The sequence below is a fragment of the Pseudomonas taiwanensis DSM 21245 genome (genome assembly GCF_000425785.1).
GTDB classification, from domain to species: domain Bacteria; phylum Pseudomonadota; class Gammaproteobacteria; order Pseudomonadales; family Pseudomonadaceae; genus Aquipseudomonas; species Aquipseudomonas taiwanensis.
In genome coordinates this window covers 1-26112 of record NZ_KE384453.1, presented here as the reverse complement: position 1 = coordinate 26112, position 26112 = coordinate 1, and the positions used below count along the sequence as shown (strand labels likewise).

At 62.6% G+C, this 26112-nt stretch carries 26 protein-coding genes; 13 read left to right on the top strand and 13 right to left on the bottom strand.

Annotated elements, in window-relative coordinates; all coding sequences use genetic code 11:
• Positions 1 to 76: 76 nt before the first annotated feature.
• From H620_RS0124780 to H620_RS0124750, 6 genes are all read right to left on the bottom strand, one after another.
• A complete protein-coding gene (locus tag H620_RS0124780; protein WP_162144470.1) occupies positions 77 to 1495 on the bottom strand; it encodes an amino acid permease in 1419 nt (472 codons plus the stop codon).
• Between the two features lie 638 nt (positions 1496 to 2133).
• Positions 2134 to 3198: a 23S rRNA pseudouridine(2605) synthase RluB gene (rluB, locus tag H620_RS0124770; RefSeq protein WP_027908217.1), complete on the bottom strand. Its 1065-nt coding sequence runs from the start codon at positions 3196 to 3198 to the stop codon at positions 2134 to 2136.
• A gap of 213 nt (positions 3199 to 3411) precedes the next feature.
• A complete protein-coding gene (gene scpB / locus H620_RS0124765; protein ID WP_023381612.1) occupies positions 3412 to 4155 on the bottom strand; it encodes an SMC-Scp complex subunit ScpB in 744 nt (247 codons plus the stop codon).
• The gene (locus tag H620_RS0124760) at positions 4142 to 4867 is read right to left on the bottom strand and encodes a segregation and condensation protein A (protein WP_162144471.1); all 726 of its coding nucleotides are present in this window, start codon (positions 4865 to 4867) and stop codon (positions 4142 to 4144) included. Before H620_RS0124760 ends, scpB begins: the two co-directional genes overlap by 14 nt.
• A 125-nt stretch (positions 4868 to 4992) precedes the next feature.
• A complete protein-coding gene (locus tag H620_RS0124755) occupies positions 4993 to 5622 on the bottom strand; it encodes an L-threonylcarbamoyladenylate synthase (RefSeq protein WP_023381614.1) in 630 nt (209 codons plus the stop codon).
• A gap of 13 nt (positions 5623 to 5635) precedes the next feature.
• Complete coding sequence (locus H620_RS0124750) at positions 5636 to 6496, bottom strand: PHP domain-containing protein (RefSeq protein ID WP_023381615.1); 861 nt, start codon at positions 6494 to 6496, stop codon at positions 5636 to 5638.
• Positions 6497 to 6563: 67 nt separating this feature from the next.
• On the opposite strand from H620_RS0124750, the gene H620_RS0124745 reads away from it, so the two are divergent.
• The 6 genes from H620_RS0124745 to H620_RS0124720 all read left to right on the top strand — a co-directional run bounded on the left by H620_RS0124745 (position 6564) and on the right by H620_RS0124720 (position 10686).
• The gene (locus H620_RS0124745; protein ID WP_023381616.1) at positions 6564 to 7157 is read left to right on the top strand and encodes a septation protein A; all 594 of its coding nucleotides are present in this window, start codon (positions 6564 to 6566) and stop codon (positions 7155 to 7157) included.
• A gap of 1 nt (position 7158) precedes the next feature.
• Positions 7159 to 7458, top strand: a complete 300-nt coding sequence (locus tag H620_RS0124740) for a YciI family protein (protein WP_023381617.1) — start codon at positions 7159 to 7161, stop codon at positions 7456 to 7458.
• 176 nt (positions 7459 to 7634) lie between these two features.
• The gene (locus tag H620_RS0124735; protein ID WP_023381618.1) at positions 7635 to 8021 is read left to right on the top strand and encodes an SH3 domain-containing protein; all 387 of its coding nucleotides are present in this window, start codon (positions 7635 to 7637) and stop codon (positions 8019 to 8021) included.
• Between the two features lie 7 nt (positions 8022 to 8028).
• Complete coding sequence (locus tag H620_RS0124730) at positions 8029 to 8706, top strand: response regulator transcription factor (RefSeq protein ID WP_023381619.1); 678 nt, start codon at positions 8029 to 8031, stop codon at positions 8704 to 8706.
• 162 nt (positions 8707 to 8868) lie between these two features.
• Positions 8869 to 9285 carry a Spy/CpxP family protein refolding chaperone gene (locus H620_RS0124725; protein ID WP_023381620.1) on the top strand — a complete coding sequence of 139 codons (417 nt, stop codon included), beginning with the start codon at positions 8869 to 8871 and terminating at the stop codon, positions 9283 to 9285.
• A 60-nt stretch (positions 9286 to 9345) separates the two neighbouring features.
• Positions 9346 to 10686: a sensor histidine kinase gene (locus H620_RS0124720; protein WP_027908215.1), complete on the top strand. Its 1341-nt coding sequence runs from the start codon at positions 9346 to 9348 to the stop codon at positions 10684 to 10686.
• A gap of 85 nt (positions 10687 to 10771) precedes the next feature.
• Here H620_RS0124720 and H620_RS0124715 read toward each other — a convergent pair whose 3' ends face one another.
• Complete coding sequence (locus tag H620_RS0124715) at positions 10772 to 11329, bottom strand: NAD(P)H nitroreductase (protein WP_023381622.1); 558 nt, start codon at positions 11327 to 11329, stop codon at positions 10772 to 10774.
• Positions 11330 to 11431: 102 nt separating this feature from the next.
• Between H620_RS0124715 and H620_RS0124710 the strand changes: the two genes are divergently transcribed.
• Positions 11432 to 12886 carry a TrkH family potassium uptake protein gene (locus tag H620_RS0124710; RefSeq protein ID WP_023381623.1) on the top strand — a complete coding sequence of 485 codons (1455 nt, stop codon included), beginning with the start codon at positions 11432 to 11434 and terminating at the stop codon, positions 12884 to 12886.
• On the opposite strand, the gene H620_RS0124705 is transcribed toward H620_RS0124710, so the two are convergent.
• Positions 12843 to 13904 (bottom strand): AraC family transcriptional regulator, encoded by a 1062-nt coding sequence (locus tag H620_RS0124705; RefSeq protein ID WP_023381624.1) that lies wholly within the window; start codon positions 13902 to 13904, stop codon positions 12843 to 12845. The genes H620_RS0124710 and H620_RS0124705 overlap by 44 nt on opposite strands.
• Positions 13905 to 14059: 155 nt before the next feature.
• On the opposite strand from H620_RS0124705, the gene H620_RS0124700 reads away from it, so the two are divergent.
• Positions 14060 to 14371: an Mpo1-like protein gene (locus tag H620_RS0124700; protein ID WP_023381625.1), complete on the top strand. Its 312-nt coding sequence runs from the start codon at positions 14060 to 14062 to the stop codon at positions 14369 to 14371.
• A gap of 60 nt (positions 14372 to 14431) precedes the next feature.
• Here the strand turns inward: H620_RS0124700 and H620_RS0124695 are convergent, their stop codons facing one another.
• Positions 14432 to 15238, bottom strand: a complete 807-nt coding sequence (locus H620_RS0124695) for a UDP-2,3-diacylglucosamine diphosphatase (RefSeq protein WP_023381626.1) — start codon at positions 15236 to 15238, stop codon at positions 14432 to 14434.
• Between the two features lie 127 nt (positions 15239 to 15365).
• Between H620_RS0124695 and H620_RS0124690 the strand changes: the two genes are divergently transcribed.
• Together H620_RS0124690 and H620_RS0124685 are read left to right on the top strand one after the other, a co-directional pair.
• A complete protein-coding gene (locus tag H620_RS0124690) occupies positions 15366 to 16133 on the top strand; it encodes a helix-turn-helix transcriptional regulator (protein WP_027908214.1) in 768 nt (255 codons plus the stop codon).
• Between the two features lie 143 nt (positions 16134 to 16276).
• Complete coding sequence (locus tag H620_RS0124685) at positions 16277 to 17167, top strand: DMT family transporter (RefSeq protein WP_023381628.1); 891 nt, start codon at positions 16277 to 16279, stop codon at positions 17165 to 17167.
• On the opposite strand, the gene H620_RS0124680 is transcribed toward H620_RS0124685, so the two are convergent.
• The gene (locus tag H620_RS0124680) at positions 17168 to 17449 is read right to left on the bottom strand and encodes an Rdx family protein (RefSeq protein WP_023381629.1); all 282 of its coding nucleotides are present in this window, start codon (positions 17447 to 17449) and stop codon (positions 17168 to 17170) included.
• A gap of 67 nt (positions 17450 to 17516) precedes the next feature.
• Here H620_RS0124680 and H620_RS0124675 point away from each other — a divergent pair, with 67 nt between their 5' ends.
• Positions 17517 to 19703, top strand: a complete 2187-nt coding sequence (locus tag H620_RS0124675; RefSeq protein ID WP_023381630.1) for a patatin-like phospholipase family protein — start codon at positions 17517 to 17519, stop codon at positions 19701 to 19703.
• 61 nt (positions 19704 to 19764) lie between these two features.
• Here the strand turns inward: H620_RS0124675 and H620_RS0124670 are convergent, their stop codons facing one another.
• A complete protein-coding gene (locus H620_RS0124670) occupies positions 19765 to 20202 on the bottom strand; it encodes a MarR family transcriptional regulator (protein ID WP_023381631.1) in 438 nt (145 codons plus the stop codon).
• A gap of 138 nt (positions 20203 to 20340) precedes the next feature.
• Positions 20341 to 22485 (bottom strand): DNA helicase RecQ, encoded by a 2145-nt coding sequence (gene recQ, locus H620_RS0124665; RefSeq protein WP_027908213.1) that lies wholly within the window; start codon positions 22483 to 22485, stop codon positions 20341 to 20343.
• Between the two features lie 246 nt (positions 22486 to 22731).
• Here recQ and H620_RS0124660 point away from each other — a divergent pair, with 246 nt between their 5' ends.
• Entirely contained in the window at positions 22732 to 23319 is a 588-nt protein-coding gene (locus H620_RS0124660) for a YecA/YgfB family protein (RefSeq protein ID WP_023381633.1), read from the top strand.
• A gap of 7 nt (positions 23320 to 23326) precedes the next feature.
• Positions 23327 to 23692 (top strand): YbaN family protein, encoded by a 366-nt coding sequence (locus tag H620_RS0124655; RefSeq protein ID WP_023381634.1) that lies wholly within the window; start codon positions 23327 to 23329, stop codon positions 23690 to 23692.
• Between the two features lie 194 nt (positions 23693 to 23886).
• On the opposite strand, the gene H620_RS26150 is transcribed toward H620_RS0124655, so the two are convergent.
• A partial coding sequence (locus H620_RS26150) for a type I secretion C-terminal target domain-containing protein (RefSeq protein WP_155950819.1) occupies positions 23887 to 26112 on the bottom strand: 2226 nt, incomplete at its 5' end.

The window sequence follows — 26112 nt, the reverse complement described above, 5'->3', positions numbered from 1 at the left end:
TGACAAGCAGTGACGGACAACAAAAAACCCGACACCGGTGACCGGATGTCGGGTTTTCATTCATGCCATCAGGCGGTTACTTGGTAATGGTCCCAGCCTCGCCGACGGCCTGCGCCCCACGCTTGCCCTTAGCTACGTAGAACACATACATCACCACCAGCCACACCGGAATCGCGTACACCGACACCTGGATCCCAGGAATCTGCAGCATGACGCCCAGGATCAGCACCACGAAAGCCAGGCAGATGTAGTTGCCATAGGGGTACCACAACGCCTTGAACAGCGGCCTTTGGCCAGTGCGATCCAGATGCTGGCGGAACTTCAAGTGCGAGTAGCTGATCATCGCCCAGTTGATCACCAGGGTCGCGACCACCAGCGACATCAACAGCTCCAGCGCATTCTGCGGAATGAGGTAGTTCAGCAGCACGGCGATCAAGGTCACCGCCGCCGAAACCAGAATCGAACGAACCGGCACACCGCGCTTGTCGACCTTTGCCAGCGCCGCAGGTGCATCGCCCTGCTCAGCCATACCCAGCAGCATGCGGGCGTTGCAGTAGGTACCGCTGTTGTAGACCGACAGCGCTGCAGTCAGTACCACGAAGTTCAGCAGGTGCGCAGCCACATCGCTGCCCAGCAACGAGAACACCTGGACGAACGGGCTGCTGCCGTAGCTGCCCCCAGAGGCGTCGATGCTGGCGACCAGATTGTCCCAAGGGGTCAGCGACAGCAGGACCACCAGCGCACCGATGTAGAAGATCAGGATGCGGTAGATGACCTGGTTGATCGCCTTGGGGATGACGGTTTTCGGCTTGTCGGCCTCGGCCGCGGTGAAACCGAGCATTTCCAGGCCACCGAAGGAGAACATGATGAATGCCAAGGCCATCACCAGGCCGCTGACGCCATGCGGGAAGAAGCCGCCATGCGCCCACAGGTTGGTCACCGAGGCCTCGGGGCCGCCGCTGCCGCTGGTCAACAGATAGGCACCCAGGCCGATCATGCCGACGATCGCCGCGACCTTGATGATTGCGAACCAGAACTCGGCCTCACCGAATACCTTGACGTTCATCAGGTTGATGAAGTTGATCAGCAGGAAGAAGCCCGCTGCCGTGACCCAAGTCGGGATCTCCGGCCACCAGTAGTGAATGTACTTGCCAACCGCGGTGAGCTCCGACATGCCGACCAGGATGTACAGCACCCAGCAGTTCCATCCCGACAGAAAACCGGCGAAGCCCCCCCAATATTTATGGGCAAAGTGGCTGAACGAACCGGCCACCGGCTCTTCGACGATCATTTCGCCGAGCTGGCGCATGATCATGAAGGCGATGAAGCCGCAGATGGCGTAGCCAAGGATCATCGACGGGCCGGCGGATTTCATCACGCCTGCCGAGCCGAGGAACAGACCGGTACCAATCGCGCCGCCGAGGGCGATCAATTGGATATGGCGGTTCTTCAGGCCCCGCTTGAGCTCGCCTGAATGCATGTTTTGTCCACTCATGAACGAAGTCACCTGCATTGTTTTTATCTGTGACGGAATCGGACCCACCGCGCTCGTGGCGCAGCGGAATGGGGCAAGGTGGTTACCTTGGGTTTCTTGGACACAGGCTCCGCCGGGGCGGATCAGCCGGGCGTGGCCAAGAGTGCGCGGTACGCATAAGGGTCACAGGTAAAACGCGGCGCACTGTATACCCCCGCGAACGCGCAGGCGTCAACGCGTTGCGTCGTTTCCTGGGGAAAAAACGCACCGGTCCTGTGGTGTAGGCCTTCAAAGGCGAGGTGATCGGCGTACATGGCGCCTCCATTTGTTGTTCTGTATGCCCAGCTCTGCGGAGGGGCTTCTTGCACGCGGCAATGCTCGCTATATCAGCGTGGGGCGGGGGTTTGGGCAATAGGCCGGCGGGGACAGGGCAGGTTCGAAGAGGTGCTTGTCGGCAAGTTCTGTTTACAGAAAAAGGTGGCGGTCAGGGAAATCGGATGATTTCGTACAATTTTCTTTACAAGGCGGTTTGAAAACTTGCCAGTCGTCGGAAAATTTCTTTTCGTTCAAGATCTTGGCTGAGCGTTGCATGGCGCGGCCGCATCGTGCAGACATGAAAAAGCCAGCCCGAAGGCTGGCTCTTTGATCAGCAGTGCAGATCAACCACGCGGCTTGCCACGACCGCGCCCGGTTGGCTTGTCGCCTTCCGGCCTTGCAGGACGCTTGCGCATCTCGCTCGGGCGCTCGGCGACAGTGCTGCCGCGACTGCCTTTGCGCGGGGCTTCTTCACGTGGCTGACGCGCAAGACGCTCGGCAGCGCTGCCCTCGTGCGCCGGGCGAAGGTTGCGTACGCGCTCGTTGCGGCCCAGTGGACGGGTCGACTTGCGCTGCATGCGCTCCATCTTGTCCTTGGCCTTGAGGTTCATGGCTGGCAGCGCTACCGGCTGCAGGCCCACTTCAGCGGCCAGGATGTCGATTTCGCCCTGGGTCATTTCGCGCCAGCGGCCCATCGGCAGGTCGGAATTGAGGAACACCGGGCCGAAACGTACGCGCTTCAGTCGGCTGACCACCATGCCCTGGGATTCCCACAGGCGACGTACCTCACGGTTACGCCCTTCCATTACCACGCAGTGATACCAGTGGTTGAAGCCTTCACCACCGGGGGCTTTCTGGATGTCGGTGAACTTGGCCGGGCCATCCTCGAGCATCACGCCGGCCTTGAGGCGTTCGATCATCTCGTCGTCCACCTCGCCACGCACACGCACTGCGTACTCGCGGTCCATCTCGTAGGAGGGGTGCATCAGGCGATTGGCCAGCTCACCGTCGGTGGTGAACAGCAACAGGCCAGTGGTGTTGATGTCCAGACGGCCGATGTTGATCCAGCGGCCTTCTTTCGGGCGCGGGAGGCGATCGAACACGGTCGGACGACCTTCGGGGTCGTCACGGGTGCAGATCTCGCCATCGGGCTTGTTGTACATGATCACCCGTCGAGTGGCCTCGGCGGCCTCTTCGCGCTTGATCAGCTTGCCATCGACCGTGATCGCATCGTGCAGGTCGACGCGCAGGCCGAGGGTGGCTTCGACGCCGTTGACTTTGATACGGCCCTGGCTGATCCAGGCCTCGACGTCACGGCGCGAGCCGACGCCAATGCGCGCCAGCACTTTCTGCAGCTTTTCGCCGGATGGAGGGGTGGGTTGGCTGTCTTGCAGGTCTTGCTCACTCATCTGGGCACCTCCCGGTGTAGGAATGAATCAGGGTTTGGCGACGAACGTGCCAAAAGGGCGCGTATCATACGCGGTTCCGGACGCGAGCGCACTGTAGCGCAGTGGGTTTTCTGCCCAATGGCTTATGCGCTGACCGAAGCTGCCTGATTGCCGGCAAGTCGGCAACGACACGGGACCCGAGGCTTGCCAGCGGTGGCGTCAGCGCAGACGACTTCAGGGTTCGAGCTTGCCCTCTTCCTCACGCAAATCCTCGAAGTCAGTCTTCAACCCCTCCTCCATGGCATCGAGTTCCACCAACAAGCTGCGGAAACTGGTCTCTTCCTTCGGCTCGACAACCGCTTCCTCACCCAGGCTGGCATCGGCCAACGCCTGCAAATGCGCTGGCACTGGCGCATCGTCGGGGTCCAGAAAGGGTGCAGGCTCCATCTCGCGCAACTCCGCCAACGCCGGCAGCTCTTCGAGGCTCTTGAGATTGAAGTGATCGAGAAATCCCTTGGTGGTGGCGAACATCGCTGGTCGACCGGGCACCTCACGGTAGCCGACCACGCGTATCCACTCCCGCTCCATCAAGGTCTTGATGATATTGCTGTTCACCGCCACACCCCGCACATCCTCGATCTCGCCACGGGTGATGGGCTGGCGGTAAGCGATCAATGCCAAGGTTTCCAGCAACGCACGGGAATAACGTTGCGGGCGCTCTTCCCACAGCCGCCCTACCCAGGGCGCGAAGTCCTCGCGAATCTGCAGGCGGTAGCCGCTGGCCACCTCCATGAGTTCGAATGCACGGCCAGCGCAGGACTTGCCCAGCACCTCCAGGGCCTTCTTGAACACCTTGGGTTCGGGGCGCTCGGCCTCTTCGAACAGTTCATACAAGCGTTCCAGGGATTGTGGCTTGCCCGAGGCCAGCAAAAACGCCTCGATCAGCGACGCCAAGTCGCGTGGGTCATTCAGATTCATCGGATTCTTCGACAGTTTCGGCCCGCATTCGGACATGGATCGGGGCGAAAGGCTCATTCTGCACCAGTTCGATCAGCGATTCCTTGACCAGCTCCAGAATCGCCATGAACGTCACCACCACACCCAGCTTGCCCTCCTCGGCGCCGAACAATTCGACAAATGGCACGAAGCCACCGTCCTTGAGGCGCTCCAGCACCTCGCTCATGCGTTCGCGGGTAGACAGGGCCTCGCGGGTGATCTGGTGACTTTCGAACAGGTCGTTGCGGCGCATGACCTCGGCCATGGACACCAGAAGCTCCTCCAGGCTGACCTGGGGCAACAGCTTGCGCACCTTGGCCTGGGGGGCGTCCAGGCGCGGCACGACGATATCGCGGCCAACCCGCGGCAGCTCGTCGATGCCTTCGGCAGCGGCCTTGAAGCGCTCGTACTCCTGAAGACGGCGAATCAGTTCGGCGCGCGGGTCGCCCTCTTCTTCCTCGACCTCCGACGAGCGCGGCAACAGCATGCGCGACTTGATCTCGGCCAGCACTGCGGCCATCACCAGGTACTCGGCGGCCAGCTCGAGGCGCACGCTCTTCATCAGTTCGACATAACCCATGTACTGACGGGTGATCTCGGCTACCGGGATGTCGAGGATGTCGATGTTCTGCTTGCGGATCAGGTACAGGAGCAAGTCCAGCGGGCCTTCAAAGGCTTCGAGGATGACTTCCAGCGCATCCGGCGGGATATAGAGGTCCACCGGCATCTCTGTAAGTGCTTCACCATAGACCAGCGCCAGCTGCAATTGCTGGGGCAACGCGACTTCGCTGACCTGTGCCTGCGGTGCGTCTACTTGGCTCACGCGTGGACCATGAACGGCGCTGGGTCGCCACAGCCTTCGCGAATCAGCTCAGGCGACTCGCCGGACAGATCGATGATGGTGGAAGCCTTGAGGTCGCCAAAACCGCCATCGATGACCAGGTCGACATGGTGCTCCAGTCGCTGGCGAATCTCGTACGGGTCGGTCATCGGCTCGGTGTCACCTGGCAGGATCAGGCTCACGCTCATCAGTGGCTCGCCCAGCTCGGCAAGCAGGGCCAGGGTGATCGCGTGATCCGGTACCCGCAGGCCGATGGTGCGACGCTTTTCGTGCAGCAGCAGACGTGGCACCTCGCGGGTGCCATTGAGTATGAACGTGTAGGGGCCGGGCACATGGGCCTTGAGCAGGCGGAAAGTACCGGTGTCGACCTTGGCGTAAAGACCGAGCTGGGACATATCGCAGCACATCAGGGTGAAGTTATGGCTCTTGTCCAGGCCACGCAGGCGTCGCACCCGCTCCACCGCGCTCTTGTCGCCAATCTGGCAACCCAGGGCATAGGCCGAGTCGGTCGGATAGACCACCACGCCACCCTTGCGGATGATCTCAACCGCCTGGCGGATCAGCCGCGGCTGCGGATTCTCCGGATGAATCTGGAAAAATTGGCTCACGTAGTCGTCCTGTTCATACCGCCAAAGGCTGTTCATGGCTGAATCGGCGCCACAGAGGTGGCAGGTCCTCGGGCAATGGCCGGTAGGCACCGATCTCGCCCCAGGTGCCAGGGCCGTGGAAATCACTGCCGGCGCTCGCCAGCAAGCCGAACTCTCGGGTAAGGATGGACATCGTGCCCACTTGCTCGGCCGGCATCATCCCATTGACCACCTCAAGTGCCTGCCCGCCTGCCTGAATATAGTCTGCTATCAGCCTTCTGCGCTTGCTGCGGGTCAGATCGTAATGCATGGGATGAGCCAGGCTCACCCAGGCATTGGACTGGCGCAGGGTCGCGACGGTTTCCTCAAGCGTCGGCCAATGCAGCTTGACGTCGCCCAGCTTGCCGGCGCCAAGCCACTTGCGAAACGCTTCGCCGCGGTCCTTGACGTGGCCCGCACGCACCAGGAACTCGGCAAAGTGCGGACGCGCGGGAGCGTTGCCGCTGTCACCCAGTTCTTGCTGCACCGCCCGCGCACCGTCGAGTGCGCCGGGCATGCCCTTGGCCGCCAACCGCTTGTCGATTTCCTCGGCGCGCAGCCAGCGCCCCCGGTGCAAAGCTTCGATGGCCGCCAGCAGCGGCGGCGCATCGAGCGGGAAGTCATAGCCCAGTACATGGATGGTCGCACCACCCCAGGTGCAGGAAAGCTCCACCCCGCTGATCCAGCGCATCCCTCGTGCATGGCAGGCCTGCCGGGCCTCTGGCAGGCCTTCGATGGTGTCGTGGTCGGTCAGCGCCAGTGCTTGCACCCCGTGATCGAAGGCCCGGGCGACCAGGGTCGACGGCGACAGGGCGCCATCGGAGGCCGTGCTGTGACAGTGCAGATCAACATTCATGGAGGAGCGCTTTCGCTGGAATCGATGTTTGTTATTATGCCGTCACATCCCGATTCTGGCTGCCATTGTGAAACAATTCATCGATTTCATCCCGCTGCTGCTGTTCTTCATCGTCTACAAGCTCGACCCGCGCCCCATGGAAGTGGCCGGTCACAACTTCGAATTCGGCGGTATCTACAGCGCCACGGCGATGCTGATCCTCAGTTCGCTGGTGGTGTACGGCGCCCTGTTCCTGCGCCAGCGCAAGCTCGAAAAAGGTCAGTGGCTGACCTTGATCGCCTGCCTGGTGTTCGGCGGCCTGACCCTCACCTTCCACAGCGAGACATTCCTCAAGTGGAAGGCACCCGTGGTCAACTGGCTGTTCGCCCTGGGCTTCGCCGGCAGCCATTTCATCGGTGACCGGGTTCTGATCAAGCGCATCATGGGCCATGCCCTGAGCCTGCCCGATGCCATCTGGAACCGCCTGAACATCGCTTGGATCGGTTTTTTCCTGTTCTGTGGTGCCGCCAACCTGTTCGTCGCCTTCACCTTCCAGGACTTCTGGGTCGACTTCAAGGTGTTCGGCAGCCTCGGCATGACCGTGATTTTCCTGGTGGCACAGGGTGTCTACCTGTCCCGCCACCTGCACGACGAACCTTCCACCTCCAAGACCAAGGAATGACATGCTCTACGCCATCATCGCCAGCGACGTCGCGAACTCCCTGGAAAAACGCCTGGCCGCACGCCCGGCGCACATCGAGCGCCTGCAGCAACTGAAGGCCGAAGGCCGCGTGGTACTGGCCGGCCCGCACCCGGCCATCGACAGCAATGATCCAGGTGAGGCTGGCTTCAGCGGCAGCCTGATCGTCGCCGAGTTCAACTCCCTGGCCGATGCCCAGGCCTGGGCCGACGCTGACCCGTACATCGCCGCCGGCGTGTACGAAAAGGTCATCGTCAAGCCGTTCAAGCAAGTGTTGCCCTGATCTAAACAGCGTCGCCTTTTTCGCAGGTGAACCCGCTCCTACAGGCACTGCACAGGCCCTGAAGCGTGCAAGTGGCCCATGAGAGCGAGTTCACCCGCGAACGGGCTGGCGCGAACGCTAAGCAATTCCGACCAACGGCCGACAACCTCCAGAATCGATAGGAATCAGGAGTTCCCATGCGCCAAGGTCAGATCGCCCTGCTGTTTTGCCTGTTGTTAGTCCCCTGCTTCGCCTACGCCGAGCAACCGTTGTCACTGGAGGCCGGTGCGCGCATTACCGAGCTTCAGCAGCGCCTGGACGACAGCGAAAAGCAACGTGCCATCCTTGCCCAGCAACTGCAGGACGCCGACAGCGAACGGGAAAGCGCCCAGCTGGCGCGCCTGCGCCAGGACAACCAGCGGCTGAAGATGGCGATCCGGGAATTGCAGGCCAGTCCCCAGCCCCGCCTGCTTACCGACCAGCAACAATGGTTTCTGATTGGTTCAGCCGTTGCACTCTTGTCGGCAGTCTGCGGTATCTTTGCCAGTGGCGGACATAGAAGACGCCGTCAATGGTTGAATTGAGTGAGTCATGAGCGAGCTGTTACTGATTGATGATGACCAGGAACTCTGCGAGCTGCTCGGCAGCTGGCTGACCCAGGAAGGGTTCTCTGTCCGCGCCTGCCACGATGGCCAGAGCGCGCGTCAGGCGCTGGCAGAGCATTCGCCGGCAGCGGTGGTGCTCGACGTGATGCTGCCCGATGGCAGTGGCCTGGAACTGCTCAAGCAATTGCGCAGCGACCACGCTGAACTGCCGGTGTTGATGCTTTCGGCCCGTGGCGAGCCGCTGGACCGCATCCTCGGCCTCGAACTGGGTGCCGACGACTACCTGGCCAAACCCTGCGACCCGCGTGAACTCACGGCGCGCCTGCGGGCAGTGCTGCGCCGCAGCCACCCGACGGCCACCACCACCCAGGTGGAAATTGGCGACCTGACCTTCAGCCCGGCGCGTGGCGTGGTCAGCATCGACGAACGCGAAATGACCCTGACCCTCTCCGAAAGCCGCATCCTCGAAGCACTGCTGCGCCAACCCGGCGAACCGCTGGACAAGCAGGACCTCGCGCAGATCGGTTTGGGTCGCAAGCTGACCCTGTATGACCGCAGCCTGGACATGCATGTCAGCAACCTACGCAAGAAGATCGGCCCGCACCCCGACGGCCGTCCGCGGATCGTGGCGCTGCGCAGCCGGGGCTACTACTACAGTCTGTAAGCACGCCGGGGCCGCTTTGCGGCCCCAATTGCAACGCCCCGCTCGCACAAAGCACGGCCGCCCCTCTTTACCGAGTCTTTACCCTCCACTGACTGCGCTTGACCTTGATCTCCCTAGACTGGGCTCATCCGGTAACCACCGGCCCCTGAAAGGAGAAACACCATGCGCAAGACCCTTATCGCCCTGATGTTCGCCGCCGCCCTGCCGACCGTAGCCATGGCCATGCCTGAAGGCGGCCCGCGCCACGACGGCCCGCATCATCGCGGTGACGCGCCTTTCGCCCAACTGGACCTGAGCCGCGACCAACGCCAGCAGATCGGCAAGCTGATGGGCGAGCAGATGAAGCAACGTCGCGACATCACCGAGCGCTACCTGAACAAGCTGCCAGCCGCCGATCAAAAAGCCATGAAGGATGAAATCAAGGCCAGCCACGACAAGACCGATAGCCAGATCCGCGCCCTGCTCAAGCCAGAACAGCAGAAGCAGTTCGACGAGTTGAAGAAAGAGCGCGCCGCGAAGCAGGCTGAGTGGCAGGAGTTCCAGGCCTGGAAAGCTGAAAAAGACGCCAAGGCCCAGTAAGCTGTCCCACCGATGCCCGGCCCGCTCTCATGCGGGCCGGGCTTTTCCCGCTTGTAGGAGGTGCACTTGCGTTCACTGTTCTGGCGCATCCTGGCCAGTTTCTGGCTGGCCATCACACTGGTCGCCGGGCTGTCGATCCTGCTGGGCCATATGCTCAACCAAGACGCCTGGATTCTCAGCCGCCACCCAGGCCTGAACACCTTGGCCAGCCACTGGGCCCAGCACTACGAGCAAGAAGGCATGGAATCGGCGCAGCGCTTTCTGGAGCGGCGCAAGCAGCGCTTCAAGATCGACGTACAAGTGCTCAATGACAGCGGCGAGGCGGTAGTGCCCGGCACTTTCCCCCGCCGTGCGGCGGCCTTCGAGGCTCGCCAGCACAACGACGACCGCCGCCTGCCCTGGCGACGGCTCACCGAGGAGTACACCAGCCCCCAGAGCGGCGAAACCTATCTGCTGATCTACCGAATTCCACACCCGGAGCTGGACGCTTGGCACCGCGAGAGCCTGCTCTGGCCGCTCAGCGCACTGGGCATCGCCCTCGTGGTCCTGACCTTGTTCAGCCTGCTGGTGACCCTGTCCATCACCCGCCCATTGAGCCGATTGCGCGGTGCGGTGCATGACCTGGGGCAGACCAGCTATCAGCAGAACAGCCTGGCGCGGCTGGCGGCCCGCCGCGACGAATTCGGTGTGCTGGCCAACGACTTCAACAAGATGGGCGCCCGCCTGCAAAGCCTGATCGGCAGCCAGCGCCAGTTGCTGCGCGATGTGTCCCACGAACTGCGCTCGCCTCTGGCACGCCTGCGCATTGCCCTGGCCCTGGCCGAACGTGCCGAACCCGAGCAACGCGAAACGTTGTGGCCACGTCTGACCCGCGAATGCGACCGTCTGGAAGACCTGATCAGCGAGATCCTTGCCCTGGCCCGCGTCGATGCCGAGCAGGCGCATGCCGAGCCGGTCGACCTGAATGCATTGCTTGGCAGCGTGCGCAAGGATGCCCAGCTCAGCGCACCGGAGCAGGAGGTCAAGCTCGAAGCCCAGCCAGGCCTGACACTGCAAGGCTGGCCGACGCTGATCGAACGAGCGCTGGACAACCTGCTGCGCAATGCCTTGCGTTTCAATCCAGTGGGGCAACCGATCGAGATTCATGCCGAGCGTGAGCAGGACCGTATCGTGCTGACTGTGCGCGACCACGGGCCTGGGGTGGCACAGGAGCATCTGGCACAGCTGGGTGAGCCATTCTTCAGGGCGCCAGGACAGAGTGCAGCGGGGCATGGCCTGGGGCTGGCCATTGCGCGCAAGGCAGCGGAGCGCCACGGGGGGACGCTGGTGTTGGCCAATCATCCACTGGGGGGCTTCGTGGCCCGGTTGGAGCTGCCGGTGGCCGAGGTGAACGGCAACTGAGTCGGGGCTGGTTGTCCCGGCCTCGTCGTGGGTAACCCCGCGAAGAGGCCGGAAGTCTCACTGCACAGGGCCAGCCAGGCCGACTTCACTCACCCCAGGCACTGACGAAGTCGGCCGTTTCCAGCACCGGCGCGGTACGCGGCTCGGTCATCGGGGTACCGACATACAGGTAGCCGACCAACTCTTCGTTCTCGGCCAACCCCAGCCCTTTGTGCACGTGGGCATCGAAGGCCATGTCACCGGTGCGCCACACCGCACCGATTCCCTGGGCATGAGCGGCGATCAGGATGCCATGGGCCGCGCATCCGGCCGCCAGCCGCTGCTCGGACTTGGGCACCTTGAAATGGTCCTGCAGCTTGGCGATGACCACGATCAGCAGCGGCGCGCGCAGCGGCATGGCGCGAGCCTTGTCCAAGGCCGCCTGGCTGGCGTCACCTTTGATTTGCAAGGCTTCGGCGAACAGTTCGCCCAGCTTGTCCCGGCCTTGACCTTCGATGGTCAGGAAGCGCCATGGGCGCAGCTGGCCGTGGTCCGGGGCGCGCAGCGCGGCCTGGAACAGTGCCTCGCGTTGGGCGGCGTTGGGCGCCGGATCAGTCAGGCGTGGCACGGAAACACGGTTGAGCAATGCGTCGAGAGCCTCCATCGGCTACCCTCCTGGCAGTTAAATGTGCGGCCATTCTAGCGTTTACATCACCAGACCCATAGGTAGAATGGCGCCCTTCCGTTCAGAGTCAGAGCAGATCACATGGCGTTGCCGACCTTAAGGATCATTGGTTTCATCATCGGCATCTTCCTCATCACCCTGGCGGTCAGCATGGTCGTCCCCATGGCGACCCTGGTGATTTTCGATCGCACAGGCGACCTGCCGTCATTCCTGTGGTCGAGCCTGATTACCTTCATCGCCGGCCTGGCCATGGTCATCCAAGGCCGCCCTGAGCATGTGCACCTGCGCCCGCGCGACATGTACCTGCTGACGGTCAGCAGTTGGCTGGTGGTGTGCGTATTTGCAGCCCTGCCCTTCCTGCTGACCCAGCACATCAGCTACACGGACGCCTTCTTCGAAAGCATGTCCGGCATCACCGCCACTGGCGCCACGGTCCTCAGCGGCCTGGACACGATGTCGCCGGGCATCCTGATGTGGCGCTCAATGCTGCACTGGCTCGGCGGCATCGGCTTCATCGCCATGGCAGTGGCGATCCTGCCGCTGCTGCGCATCGGGGGCATGCGCCTGTTCCAGACCGAGTCTTCGGACCGCTCCGAAAAGGTAATGCCGCGTTCGCACATGGTGGCCAAGTCGATCGTCATGGTGTACGTCGGCTTCTCGGTGCTGGGCGGCCTGGCATTCTGGTGGGCCGGCATGAGCCCGTTCGACGCGATCAACCATGCCATGTCGGCCATCTCCACCGGCGGGTTCTCGACCTCTGACCAGTCCCTGGCCAAGTGGGATATTCCGGCCGTGCACTGGGTGGCGGTGGTGGTGATGATCCTCGGCAGTCTGCCCTTCACCCTCTACGTCGCTACCCTGCGCGGCAACCGCAAAGCGTTGATCCGCGACCAGCAAGTCCAAGGACTGCTGGGAATGCTGCTAGTCACCTGGCTGGTGCTGGGCACCTGGTACTGGGCCACCACCAACCTGCACTGGCTGGATGCCCTGCGCCATGTGGCGCTGAACGTGACCTCGGTGGTTACCACCACCGGCTTTGCCTTGGGCGACTACAGCCTGTGGGGTAATTTCTCGCTGATGCTGTTCTTCTACCTGGGCTTCGTCGGCGGCTGCTCCGGTTCGACGGCCGGCGGCATCAAGATCTTCCGCTTCCAGGTTGCCTACATCCTGCTCAAGGCCAACCTCAATCAGTTGATCCACCCGCGTGCGGTGATCAAGCAGAAGTACAACGGCCACCGCCTTGACGAAGAAATCGTGCGCTCGATCCTGACGTTCTCGTTCTTCTTCGCCATCACCATTTGCGTCATGGCCCTGTTGCTGTCGCTGCTGGGAGTGGACTGGATGACCGCACTGACCGGTGCAGCGGGCACCGTATCCGGCGTGGGGCCTGGCCTGGGCGAGGTGATCGGCCCGTCCGGCAACTATGCCTCGCTGCCGGATGCAGCCAAGTGGATCCTGGCCGGCGGCATGCTGCTGGGGCGCCTGGAAATCATTACGGTGCTGGTGTTGTGTATGCCGGCGTTCTGGCGTCACTGAAAGGTTCGCCTTCCGCTCCTAGCCGGGCGCGATACTCGCTCGGCGTGGTGTCGAACCAACGGCGAAATGCCCGGTAAAAGTTGCTGGGGTCGGCAAAGCCCAGCAGATAGGCAGTTTCCAACAACGTCATGCCCGGCTGTGCCAAGTACTGTTCGGCCAGCTCGCGGCGAGTGTCGTCAAGCAAGGTCTGGAAACTGGTGCCCTCCTCCTGCAGCCGCCGCTGCAAGGTGCGCTGCGACAGGTGCAGGGCCTGGGCAAGGGTTTCACGCTTGGGTTCCCCCTGCGGCAGGATGCGGCATAGCACCTGGCGCACACGGTGCGTCACCCGGCTCTCCGAGAAGCGCGCGAGGTATTCGCCGGCGAAGCGATCATGCAGCACCGCCATCGCTTCATTGGCTGTCGGCAGGGGCGCTTCCATGTCGGCGCGTTCGAACACCAGCGCATCATGGGGCGCGCCGAACACCAGCGGTGAATGGAACGCCACCTTGTACGGCTCGACATCTTTTGGCTGCGGCCCCTGGATCAATACCCGTCGCGGCTGGATTGGCCGCCCGCTGAGCCACTTGCACAGCGCCAGGGCGCACGCCAGCGACGCTTCGGCGCTGTGCCGGGTCGGAGGCAGGTGGTCACCGTGTACGGTAAGAATCAGTGAATAGCCCTCGGGCCCGAGGACGAAGCTCAAGTCGGAACTCTCGGCGATGATTCGCTGGTAACGCACCAGTCGCTGGAAGCCCTCGGCCAGGGTGCGACTGGACATCAGCGCATAGCCCACCACGTGAAATGAAGCCGGGCGCACGACCCGCGCCATGTTCAGGCCAATGGCTTCATTGCCGGACAGCTCCACGGCCAGCTGCCAGAGTCGGGTCATGGAATCTTGAGGAAAGCGTGCGTCAGGGTCGTCCAGGGCGGCAAAATCCAGTCCGAGCTGCTTGAACATGGCCTGACAATCGAGCCCTTCCAGCTCAAGTGCCTTCACAATCCCTGATGCCCAGCTGGCTGACGTGGTTCGTTCACTCATGACAGGCTTCTTATGCTGACCGCTTCGTGCGGTGAACTCCAAGGATACTCAAATGGCGCCTATTGTCACTGGCCGGCCCCGCCAATCACTCTAGACTCGATTCAGGCTCCACGCCGTGTATCCTGTCAAGAAGTGTTAATCCTGGAAGCATAGCCATGACCAGCACAGCGCAGTTTCGCAGTTTTGCCGAGTTCTACCCCTACTACCTGGGCGAGCACAGCAACCCCACCTGCCGGCGCCTGCACTTTGTCGGCACCAGCCTGGTGATCGCCTTGCTGGCGTATACCATCGGCAGCGGCAAATGGTTGCTGTTGTTGGCGGTACCCGTGGCGGGCTACGGCTTTGCCTGGGTCGGGCATTTTTTCTTCGAGCACAATCGGCCGGCGACCTTCAGCCACCCCTTCTACAGCCTGATCGGCGACTTCGTGATGTTCCGCGACATCCTTCTAGGCCGGATCACCTTCTAGAACTCCAGGCCATACCCCGACGCACCTGCTGGAGCCGGCTCGTCGGCGATCGGCTGCCACTCACGCTGGCTCGCGCGACACCGCCATGCGGGCGTTCTGCTGCGCCTCGGCCAGCCGATACAGCGTAATGCTGCCGTCCCAGTGCTCGATCAGCGCTGTACACGACTCGACCCAGTCCCCACAGTTGAGGTACTCCACCTCTCCCACCTTGCGGATCTCGGCATGGTGGATATGCCCGCACACTACCCCGTGAAAACCGCGCCGCGTGCATTCGTGGGCGATCGCATCCTCGAAATCGCTGATGAAGTTCACCGCCCCCTTGACCTTGTGCTTGAGGTACGCCGACAGCGACCAGTAACCATAGCCGTATCGCGCCCGCCAGTGATTGAGCCAGCGGTTGAGCACCAGGGTGGTTTCGTACGCGCGGTCACCCAGGAAGGCCAGCCAACGGTGGTAACGCGTGATGACATCGAACTGATCGCCATGAATCACCAGCAGTCGCCGACCATCCGCCGTCAGGTGCTCAGCCTCGTCCACCAGCTGGATATTGCCCAGCAACAGTTTGGAGTAGCGGCGCAGAAATTCGTCGTGGTTGCCGGTCACGTAGACCACTTCGGTACCGCGCTTGCTCATGGTCAGCAGCCGGCGAATGACGTTGGTGTGCGCTTGCGGCCAATAGATGCCTGCACGAAGCTTCCAGCCATCGATGATGTCGCCGACCAGATAGACCTTGTCAGCCTGGTAGCCCTTGAGAAACTGCGACAAGTGCTCGGCCTGGCAGTCCCGGGTGCCCAGGTGGACATCGGAGATCCACAACGTGCGAACGCGCTGTTTACGCGACGGGCGAGAGAGTTCGACAGGGGTCATGGGGCTGGCTCCGGCGCTGTTTGCTGGAGACTGGCAGGCGCAGATGACAGGTTGGTGGCAACGGCATGACGAGTGATGGTGCGACGTGAATCAGGCACAATGAAACCCTGCCCCGCGAGGACCACCCATGACCGTCGGCCGCATTCTTTCCCTGCGCCATTACCGGCACGACCTGATCGCCCATAGCCACGAGCACCCACAATTGGTGTTCGGCCTGCGCGGCCGTCTTGATTTCGAGGTCCAGGGGCATGGCGCGCGAATCGACCGCCAAGGCCTGATGGTGGTACCTGCCGGTGCCCACCATGCCTGCGGCAGCGATGCCGGCAGCCATTGCCTGGTGCTGGATGTACCCGGGGATCATTGGTTGCACGAGCAGCTCGGTGAACACGCCGATGCCAGCCGGCGCCTGCTGGACAATCCCGGCGCGCGGAACCTCGATGCCCGCCAGCAGCAACTGGTGGACTGGCTGGCCAACAGCCCGGTAGACGATCCGCTCATTGCCCGGCAGGGCGCGGTGCTGCTGTTGGCCAGCCTCAACCCCACGGCGGCAGCGGCCATCGCACCCAGCCACCGACTACCTTATGCGGCCTTCGACGCGCACATCGAGCAGCACGCGGCCTATCCGCTGCAGGTCGCCGACTTGGCGCGCCTGGCCGGGCTGTCCAGCGCCCGGCTGCACGCACGCTTCATCGCCGAATGCGGCATGACACCGATGGACTACATTCGCCAGCGCCGGTTGCTCATGGCGCGGCAATTACTCAAGCAGAGTTCGCTCGCGGTGGGCGAAATCGCGGCGCGGGTTGGCTACGGCTCGCAAAGCGCGTTTTCGGCAGCCGTGCTGCGGATGTTCGGGTGCACGCCCCTGGCCTTGCGGCGAGAGCCTGGCGACAAATGACGCGAGGGTCGCGACAGACTAGCGAGAGTCTGGCGTCTTACACTGAACCTGTTCCAATGCCTACAAGGACTGCACGTCACCAGTAGGACCCCGCTCGCCAGCGATAGGGCCGGGGCTGACTTTTCAATTGCTCAAGGACCATCATGAACCACCGCACCGCCCTCGGCGCCCTACACATTGGCGCGCTGTTCTTCGGTCTGACTGGCGTATTCGGCAAGCTCGCTGCCAGCGCCAGCCCGGCGATCATCGTGTTCGGTCGCGCCGCCTTTGCCGTGCTCGCCCTCGCCCTGTTCGCCAGCCTTGCCCGCCAGGGCTGGTACTCGCTCAAAGGCCAGGACATCCGCCGCCTGCTGCTCGGCGGCGTTTTGCTGGCTGGCCACTGGGTAAGCTTCTTCATCGCGGTCAAGGTCGGGGGCGTGGCCATCGCGACACTGGGCTTCGCCAGCTTCCCGGCGTTCACCGTGATACTCGAAGGCCTGCTGTTTCACGAACGTATCCGCCGCAACGAAACGCTACTGGTGCTTTTAGTGAGTATCGGACTGGTGCTGGTCACCCCATCGTTCGACCTTGCCAGCGAGGCCACCGGGGGCCTGCTTTGGGCTTTGCTGTCGGGCTTGCTGTTCTCGCTGCTGTCACTGACCAATCGGGCCGGCTCGGGGCGCTTGCCAGCGGTCCAGGCGGCCTTGTGGCAAAACCTGGTGGTCACCCTGTGCCTGCTACCGGTGGCACTGCCAGGCCTGGCTGCCGTGGCACCGATGGACTGGCTATGGATCGCCCTGCTCGGCATCTTCTGCACAGGCGTCGCCCACAGCCTGTTCGTCGCAAGCCTGGCAGTGATCAAGGCGCGCACCGCTGCCGTGGTGTTCGGCATGGAGCCGGTCTATGGCATCGCCGTGGCCTGGGCGATCTTCGCCGAAACACCCACACCCCGCATGTTGCTAGGCGGCGCACTGATCATCTTCGCCATCGTGCTGTCCAGCCGCCTCGCTGCGCAACAGCCGGCAAGGCAGCGGCCACTGGCCGAAAGCACTTGATCAACGATCGTTGTGGCCCAGGTCACGCTGCGGGTCGATCTGATCCCTGACCCGCTGCTTGAGCACCTTGGCCTCGGGGAAGCCACCATCGGCCTTGCGCTCCCAGATCTGCACGCCATCGCAGGTGATCCGGAACACCCCACCGGTACCCGGCTCCAACGCCACCCGCCCCAGGTCGTCGGAAAACGTAGTGAGCAGCTCCTGGGCCAACCAGGCGGCGCGCAGCAGCCACTGGCACTGTGTGCAATAGTTGATAACGATTTCCGGTTTGCTGTTGGCCATGGCGAGGCATCTCCAGGTAAGGGGCCGCTTATACTAGCGGTCTTTACGCCAGTATTTGAGACTCACGATGCGCCGCCTGCTGTTCTGCCTTTTGCTGATGCTCACCTCCGTTACCGCCCTCGCCACCGAGCAAGCCAGGCCCAAGGTTGGCCTGGTGCTCTCCGGTGGCGCCGCCCGTGGCCTGGCTCACATTGGCGTACTCAAGGCCCTGGAGGAACAGGGTGTACGCATCGATGCCATTGCCGGCACCAGCATGGGCGCGGTGATCGGCGGTTTGTATGCCTCGGGCTACAGCGTTCAGGAGCTGGAGAAACTGGCCACCACACTCGACTGGCAACAGGCGTTGTCCGACGCCCCACCGCGCAAGGACGTGCCGTTTCGCCGCAAACAGGACGACCGCGACTTTCTGGTCAAACAGAAACTGAGCTTTCGCGACGACGGTAGCATCGGCCTGCCCTTGGGCGTGATCCAGGGCCAGAACCTGTCCCTGCTGCTGGAAAGCAAACTGGCCCACACTGCCGACACCCGCGACTTCGACAAACTGCCGATCCCTTTCCGCGCCGTGGCCACCGACATCGCCAGCGGCGAGAAAGTGGTGTTCCGCCGTGGCCATCTGCCCCAGGTGATCCGTGCCAGCATGTCGATACCCGCGGTGTTCGCGCCTGTCGAGCTGGACGGACGCCTGCTGGTGGACGGCGGCATGGTCGACAACATCCCCGTGGATGTGGCCCGCGACATGGGCGTGGACCTGGCCATCGTCGTGGACATCGGTACTCCACTACGTGACCGCAAACAGCTGGCCACGGTGGTCGATGTGCTCAACCAGTCGATCACCCTGATGACCCGGCGCAATTCCGAGGAGCAACTGGCCAGCCTGCACCGCGACGACATCCTGATCCAGCCGCCGCTGGCTGCCTATGGCGTCACCGACTTCGGCCGCGCCCATGACATGATCGACGCGGGCTACCGCGCCACCCGCCTGCTCGATTCGCGCCTGGCCAGCCTACGCCAGCCCGACGGCGATGCAGGCCTGGCCGCGGCCCGCTCGCCCCGCCAGCGCACGCCGGTCATTACCCGGATTCGGATAGAGAACGACGCCAAGGTCAGCGACGAGGTCATTCGTTCCTACATCCGCCAGCCGATCGGCGCGCCTCTGGAGCTGGACCGTCTGCAAACCGACATGGGCACCTTGTATGGCCTGGACTACTTCGACCGGGTGCAGTACCGCGTGGTGCACAAGGGCGACGATAATACCCTGGTGATCAACGCCCGCGGGAAACGTAGCGGCACCGACTACCTGCGCCTGGGCCTTAACCTGTCGGATGACCTGCGTGGCGACAGTGCCTTCAACCTGGGCGCCAGCTATCGGGTCAACGGTATCAACAGCCTGGGTGCCGAATGGCTGACCCGCGCACAGATCGGCGACCTGCAGGAGCTTTACAGTGAGTTCTACCAACCGCTGGACGTGGGTTCACGTTACTTCGTGGCGCCGTACCTGGACTTCGGCTCGCAGAACATCGAGGCGACGCTGGACAACGACCCCATCGCTGAATACCGCCTCGAACGTTATGGTTTCGGCCTGAATGTCGGCCGTCAGATCAGCACCAATGGCGAAGTGCGCCTGGGCGTGGGCAAGGCCTGGGGCGAAGCTGACGTGCGCGTCGGCGACCAGGACCTGCCCAAGGTCAGCTTCAACGAGGGCTTCTATGAACTGAAGTACTCGTTCGACACACTCGACAATGTGTACTTCCCTCACCACGGCGAAGATATTGGCCTGACCTTGCGCAAGTATGATGCCTCGCTGGATTCGGACCAGGACTACAGGCAATGGCAGTTCAACTTGGACAAAGCCATGAGCAGCGGGCCGAATACCTGGGTGCTGGGCGGCCGCTACGGGCGCACGCTGGATGACGCCGAAGTGGTCACCTCGAGTTTCGTCATCGGTGGTGCGCGACAGCTCTCGGGCTTTCGGCAGGACTCGGTGTCAGGGCAGAACATCAGCCTCCTGCGCATGGTCTACTACCGTCGCCTGACGCCCAGGGCCTATGTGCCGTTGGATTTCCCGCTGTACATCGGCGGCTCGCTGGAGCGTGGCCGAGCCTGGAACAACGACAATGAATTCGACAGTGGCTACATCAATGCGGCGAGCATCTTCCTGGGGCTGGAGACGCCGCTGGGGCCGCTGAATTTGAGTTACGGGGCGAACGATGCGCATCAGAAGGCGGTGTATCTGAACCTGGGGCATACCTTCTGACGCGCCAGGGCCGCGCTGCAGCCCAATCGCCAGCAAGCCGGCGCCTGCATTTACCTAGGGGTCAGGACTTTTCGAGGTTCGCCAGAATCTTCGCATGCACGCGCATGCACACTTCCAGGTCCGCTTCCTCCACCCCGGTGAACAGCTCCTGGCGCAAGGCATTGGCGATGGTTTCGATCTGGTCGATCAGCGGTTTGGCCGGTGGGCACAGCAGAATCTTCTTCGCACGCCGGTCCTCCATCACCGCCTGACGGCGCACCAGCCCCTGGCTTTCCAGACTATCGAGCAGACGCGCCAAGGTCGGCCCTTCGACCCCGACACTCTGGGCCAGCTCACGCTGGGTGGGAGCTTCGTCGAAACGCGCCAGATGCAGCAACACCAGCCACCGAGCCTGGGACAAGTTGAGCCCGGCCAGGCGGCGGTCCAGTTCAGCACGCCAACCCCGGGACATCTGGGCCAGCTGCATGCCAAAACGGTGTTGGTTGTCGGTCAGGGGCATAAGCAACTCATTGACTAGAACTAATTATTAGCCAGCTAACCATGCTCGCTGCCATCAAGCAAGGCTGCGCCGCGCGGAAACGTCCGATTATCGTCAAAAAGCATGACAAAGGTCAGCCGTTGGGCGAAATGCCTGCGATCAGAGTTCGAACTCCGCCGCCAGCGCCGCCCGGACGCAATAGAGCACCCCCTCCGGCACCCGCGCCCCGAACATTGGCGCAATCGCAGACACCGGAGGCAACTCGCCCTCACCGTCGAGAAAGGCGTCCTGAACTTCCATGAGCAGGTCTTCGGGAAGATCCAGGGCCTGCTCCAGGCTCAGTTCCTGACGACCCAGCGCTTCGGCCAGGAGGCTATAGACGTTCTTCTCGCTGCAGTTGAGCTGGCCGGCGATTTGCGCAGGTGTCATGCCGGCACGGGCCAGGCTGACCAGTTCGTGGCGCAAGTCGAGCACCACCTTCGGCGCCTCAGCCGTGCCGCCCGCGCCATTGAGCACCTCGAGGAAGGCCTGGCCGTAGCGCTCCAGTTTACGCGCACCGACGCCGCTGACCTGGGCCATGTCGCTGAGGCTGGCAGGCTGGCTGCGCAGCATCTCCAGCAGCGTCGAGTCGGGAAAGATGACATAAGGTGGCACGCTGTGCTCCTCGGCCAGCTTGCGCCGCAACGTGCGCAGCGCTTCCCACAGCTCGCGCTCCTCGGCGCGCACCAGTTGGCTGGCAGGGCTGCCAGCGCTGGAGGACGTCTTGGCCACCGTCTGGGGCTTGAGGTCGCGGCGCAACTGCAAGGTCACTTCGCCGCGCAGCAGGGGCCTGCAGCTGTCGGACAGACGCAAACCGCCATAACCCTCTAGGTCGATGTCCACCAACCCGCGTGCGACCAGTTGACGGAACAGCGAACGCCACTCGGCCTCGGCCAGCGCCTTGCCTACCCCGAACACCGAAAGTTTCTCGTGGCCGAAGTTGCGCACCTTTTCGGTGTCCTTGCCCAGCAAGACATCCACCAGATGACCGACACCGTAGCGCTGACCTGTGCGAAATACCGTCGACAGCGCCTGGCGCGCCGGTTCCGTGGCATCCCAGGTCTGAACCTGGTCGACGCAGTTGTCGCAATGGCCACATGGCTGCTCGAGGATTTCATCGAAATAAGCCAGCAGGGCCTGACGCCGGCAGCGGGTTTCTTCACACAGGGCCAGCATCGCGTCGAGCTTGTGCTGCTCGATGCGCTTGTGGCGTTCGTCGCCCTCGGAGTTCTGCAGCATCTGCTTGAGCATCACCATGTCCTGCAGGCCGTACGCCATCCAGGCGTCGGACGGCAACCCGTCACGGCCGGCGCGGCCGGTTTCCTGGTAGTAGGCTTCAAGCGACTTTGGCAGGTCCAGGTGAGCCACGAAACGCACGTTGGGCTTATCGATGCCCATGCCGAAAGCAATGGTGGCGACCATGATCAACCCTTCCTCGTTGAGGAAGCGGTGCTGGTTGGCTGCCCGTGTCTCGGCAGCCAGGCCGGCGTGATACGGCAGCGCCGGGAAGCCCTGCTCACACAGGAAGGCAGCGGTTTCGTCGACCTTCTTGCGCGACAGGCAGTAGACGATGCCAGCGTTGCCACGACGCTCGCCCAGGAATGCCATCAGCTGCTTGCGCGGCGCCTCCTTAGGGACGATACGGTAGAAGATGTTCGGCCGGTCGAAACTCGACAGGAAACGTTCAGCCCCCTGCAGGTGCAGGCGCTGGACGATTTCCTCCCGGGTGCGCATGTCGGCGGTGGCCGTCAGCGCAATGCGCGGTACATGCGGGAACAATTCGGCCAACTGGCCCAGTTGCAGGTATTCAGGGCGGAAGTCATGGCCCCACTGCGAAACGCAATGGGCCTCGTCGATGGCGAACAGGGCGATGTCCCGGCCTCGCAGGAACTCCAGCATGCGCGGCTGTACCAGACGTTCAGGCGCCAGGTAGAGCATCTTCACTTCGCCGCGGCGCAAACGCCCGGCCAGGTCGCGCTGCTGCTCGGGGCTCAAGGTCGAATTCAGCGCGGCGGCCGCAACGCCCAGCTCATCGAGAGTAGCGACCTGATCGTCCATCAGCGCGATCAGGGGCGACACCACCACAGTCAAGCCCGTGCGCAGCAATCCGGGCACCTGGAAACACAGCGACTTGCCGCCACCGGTGGGCATCAGCACCAAGGCATCGCCACCTTTGGCCACGCATTCGATGATCGCGGCCTGACGCCCGCGGAAACTGTCGTAGCCGAAGATATCCTTGAGAACGCGCTGAGCCTGTTCGAGCATGTGCAACTCCACCAATCGCCGTACCATCCTGGACACAGGCTGGACGAAAAACCCGCTGCGCACACAGCAAATGCGTAAGCGGCTTTTGCCAGATGACCGGGAAAACCCGCCCCTGGATGAAAAATCGCGGAGTATACCGCAGTGCATCGTGGCACAGGGTGCCCTGGTGACAGACGTTCCCTTTGCACCGTCGCCGCTGCAAGGTGCTAGAATTCACTATCGTTTATTCCCCAAGGTAGCCCTGTAATGTCCTTCGCCGAGCAACTGACCCGCCTGCAAGCCTTCCTCGACGCCGATGAGCTGCACGAAGAAGCGCTGGACTACGTCGCCGCCCATGGCTACCTGACCGCGCTGTCGATCTGCTCGGAAGAAGTGCCCGAGCGCGAATGGATCGACGCGCTGTTCGCCGAAGAGCCCCATTACGCCAGCGATGCCCAGCGCACCGAGATCGAGGCGACCCTGGTGGCACTCAAGGCCCACATCGCCCGCCAGTTGGCCAGCGACGAAGAGTTCGACCTGCCGTGCGACCTGGACCTGACCGATGAGCCGGATGACTCCGACCTGCGTGGCTGGTGCATCGGGTTCATGGAAGGCGTCTTCCTGCGCGAGGAAGCCTGGTTCGAAAACGCCGAAGAAGAAGTCAGCGAGATGCTGCTGCCGATCATGGTCGGCTCTGGCCTGTTCGACGAGCAGCCCGAGTTCAGCGACATTGCCAGTAACGCCAACCTGCAGGACGACATGATCGTGCAGATTCCCGAGGCGCTGAGTGCATTGTTCCTGCTGCTGCACGCACCTGACGAGAAGCCGGCACTGCTCAAGCCACGCCACCACTGAGTCGGTCATGCGCTACCTGCTGCTGGCCATTGGCTGGCTCAGCGTTGCGCTCGGGGTGTTGGGGATCTTCCTCCCGGTGCTGCCCACCACCCCGTTCCTCCTGCTGGCAGCAGCCTGCTTCGCCCGTAGTTCGCCGCGCTTTCACGACTGGCTGATCAACCATCCTACGCTGGGGCCGTGGATTCGAGATTACCTGAGCGGCGAAGGCATTCCGCTCAAGGGCAAGGTCTATGCGATCGGCTTGATGTGGGCGAGCATCAGCCTGTCCTGTTACCTGGTACCGCTGTTCTGGGCACGCGCTTTCATGCTGACCAGCGCGGTGTTGGTCAGCGTGTACATCCTCAAACAGAAGACCCTGCGCCGGCCTGGTTGAGGACTGCGTGGCTGGCTCCCGAGGACCGCTGCGCGCTCCCTTTCGCGACGCAAGGCCGCTCCCACGAGAAACAGCCAAGCCCACCATCCCGTCATTACCGCCGCGCACGTACCGACAGCGAATGCGCCCGCCAAGCACCGCACTGTTGTCTGTGGGACCCAAACGGCCCCAGCAATCCGACCACGCCAGTCATTTCACACGGTATCCACCTTCAGCGAATGATCATTGAGCATGCCATTGATGATTGTCGCTGTGTCCGGCCCCGCCGAAATCACGCCGCCCGCCCCCGCTGTCACGCCATAATGCTGGGCCAGATCCACCCCCGCCAAATCGATGGTCTGGGTGGGTGGCGCCCCCGCCACACTGCTGACTTCGATGGTTGAAACCACATTCGTGCCCGTACCACTGACCTTGAAGTGCAAGTAGTCATCCAGTGACGCCGCAGTAGCATGCTCGCCCTGCAACAACTGCGACAGGTCGAGATGGTCACTGCCCGGCGTGAAGTCGGTGACCGTATCGTGGCCTGCGTCGCCCTTGTGCCAGACGAAGGTGTCGTTGCCAATGCCGCCCGTCACCGTGTCGTTGCCTGGGCCGCCGATGAGGGTGTCTTGGCCACTGCCCCCGTTGAGCATATCGTTGCCCAAACCTCCATCCAGCACATTGTCACCGCTGCTGCCGATCAGCGTATCGCCATAGTCCGAGCCAATCAGGTTCTCGATACGCGCCAGGGTATCGACCCCAGCCCCACCTGTGTTCTGGGCACCATCCATGCTCAGGTTCACAGTGATCGGTCCGGTAGCGCTGGCATAGCTGGCGGTGTCGATACCATTGCCGCCATCGAGCACGTCATTGCCCGCGCCGCCGATCAACAGGTCATCGCCATTACCTCCGTACAGACTGTCATTGCCTGCCCCGCCCACCAGCACATCGTGCCCGTTGTTGCCGTTCAGGGTGTTGTTGCCCTCCCCGGCCAACAACACATCGTTGGCTGACGACCCATTGTGCGTCGCGTTGCCCTGGTAGGTGAGGTCGAGCGTACCGCTGGCACCACTGCCGTGGTGCTCGCTCATCGTGTATCCGCTGTGCTGGGCCCCGTTTTCAGCATTGGCATAGTCGACCACCAGGCTCAGCTTGTAATTTTCGGCCGCCTTGCTGTTGCCAGACGCGTTGGATGGGTTGACCAGGTGGATGCTGTAAACCCCGTCATGGCTGGCAGTAAAGCTGCCGCCGTCGGCAACAGGCTGGTAGCTGCCGCCGGCATCCTTCCATTCCATGGTCAAGTTGCCGTCCGGGCGGTCATGGTCCAGCTTCAAGGTTTCGCCCTTGCGCAAGCTGACGGTAAACACATCTTCGGCGTTAGCATTGCCAACCGGGCCCAGGTAGCCAAGCACCACCAGTGCAGCGGTCATGACGCCAGGCGTAGTGATGAACGCACTGCGATCCAAAGCCTTGACCTGGCTTTCGAACACCAGGCTGTTGTTGCCATTCTTGTCTTGACCCGAGCCATTGCCAAGCGTTTGGACGCCTTCATCCCCGCACACCTGCCCGTTCTTGTCCTGTACGTTGATGGTGATGGTCGTGGTGCTTTCATCACCGTCGGCGTCGCGGATGGTGTAGACAAAGGTGTCAGTAGCGCCGGCTTTTGAGACGCTGTTGGAATAGGCGTGGTAGACGCCATTGCCATCGGCATCGAGGGTCAAGTAGCCATATTGGCCATTGACGTTGGTCCCCACTCCACCACTGGCCGAGGTGGAGGTATCGTGGCCTGCACGCACGCCAACCACATACTTGCCGTCGCCCAAGGTATCGGCACCGACTACATCATTCCACAGCACGTTCCCCGTCACCGAGCTACCTTCGTACACCGAGACAGTGTCGCAGTGGGCTTTCGGTACATCGTCGACGACAGTGATGACGATGGTGCTCGTCACGCTATTGCCCAGCGCATCGGTGGCCTTGTAGGTGAAATGCTCGACCGTTTGCTCGGCACCGGGCGTATTGGCAGGGGACGTCAGGTTGTAGGTATAGGTGCCATCCGGGTTGACCTGGATATGGCCGTACTGGCCGGTGGCGTTGCCAACGAGGCTGTAGGTCCATGGGCCGACACCACCACTGACCGACCCGACCAGGCTGCCGGACGCCGTTTCGGCGGTCGACGCCGGATTGCTGCCGGTGTTCAAGGCATTTTCGTACACCGTAATGTCGCCATCCTTGCACGCCACCAGGCAAACGCCCTGCACGTTGATGGTGATGGTCGCAGTGCTTTCATCGCCATCGGCATCGCGGATGGTGTAGACGAAGGTATCCGTCGCTCCAGAGCCTGCCACGCTGTCGGGGTAAGCGTGGTAAACGCCATTGCCGTTGGCATCCAGGGTCAGGTAACCGTACTGGCCGTTGATGTTGGAACCGAGTCCACCACT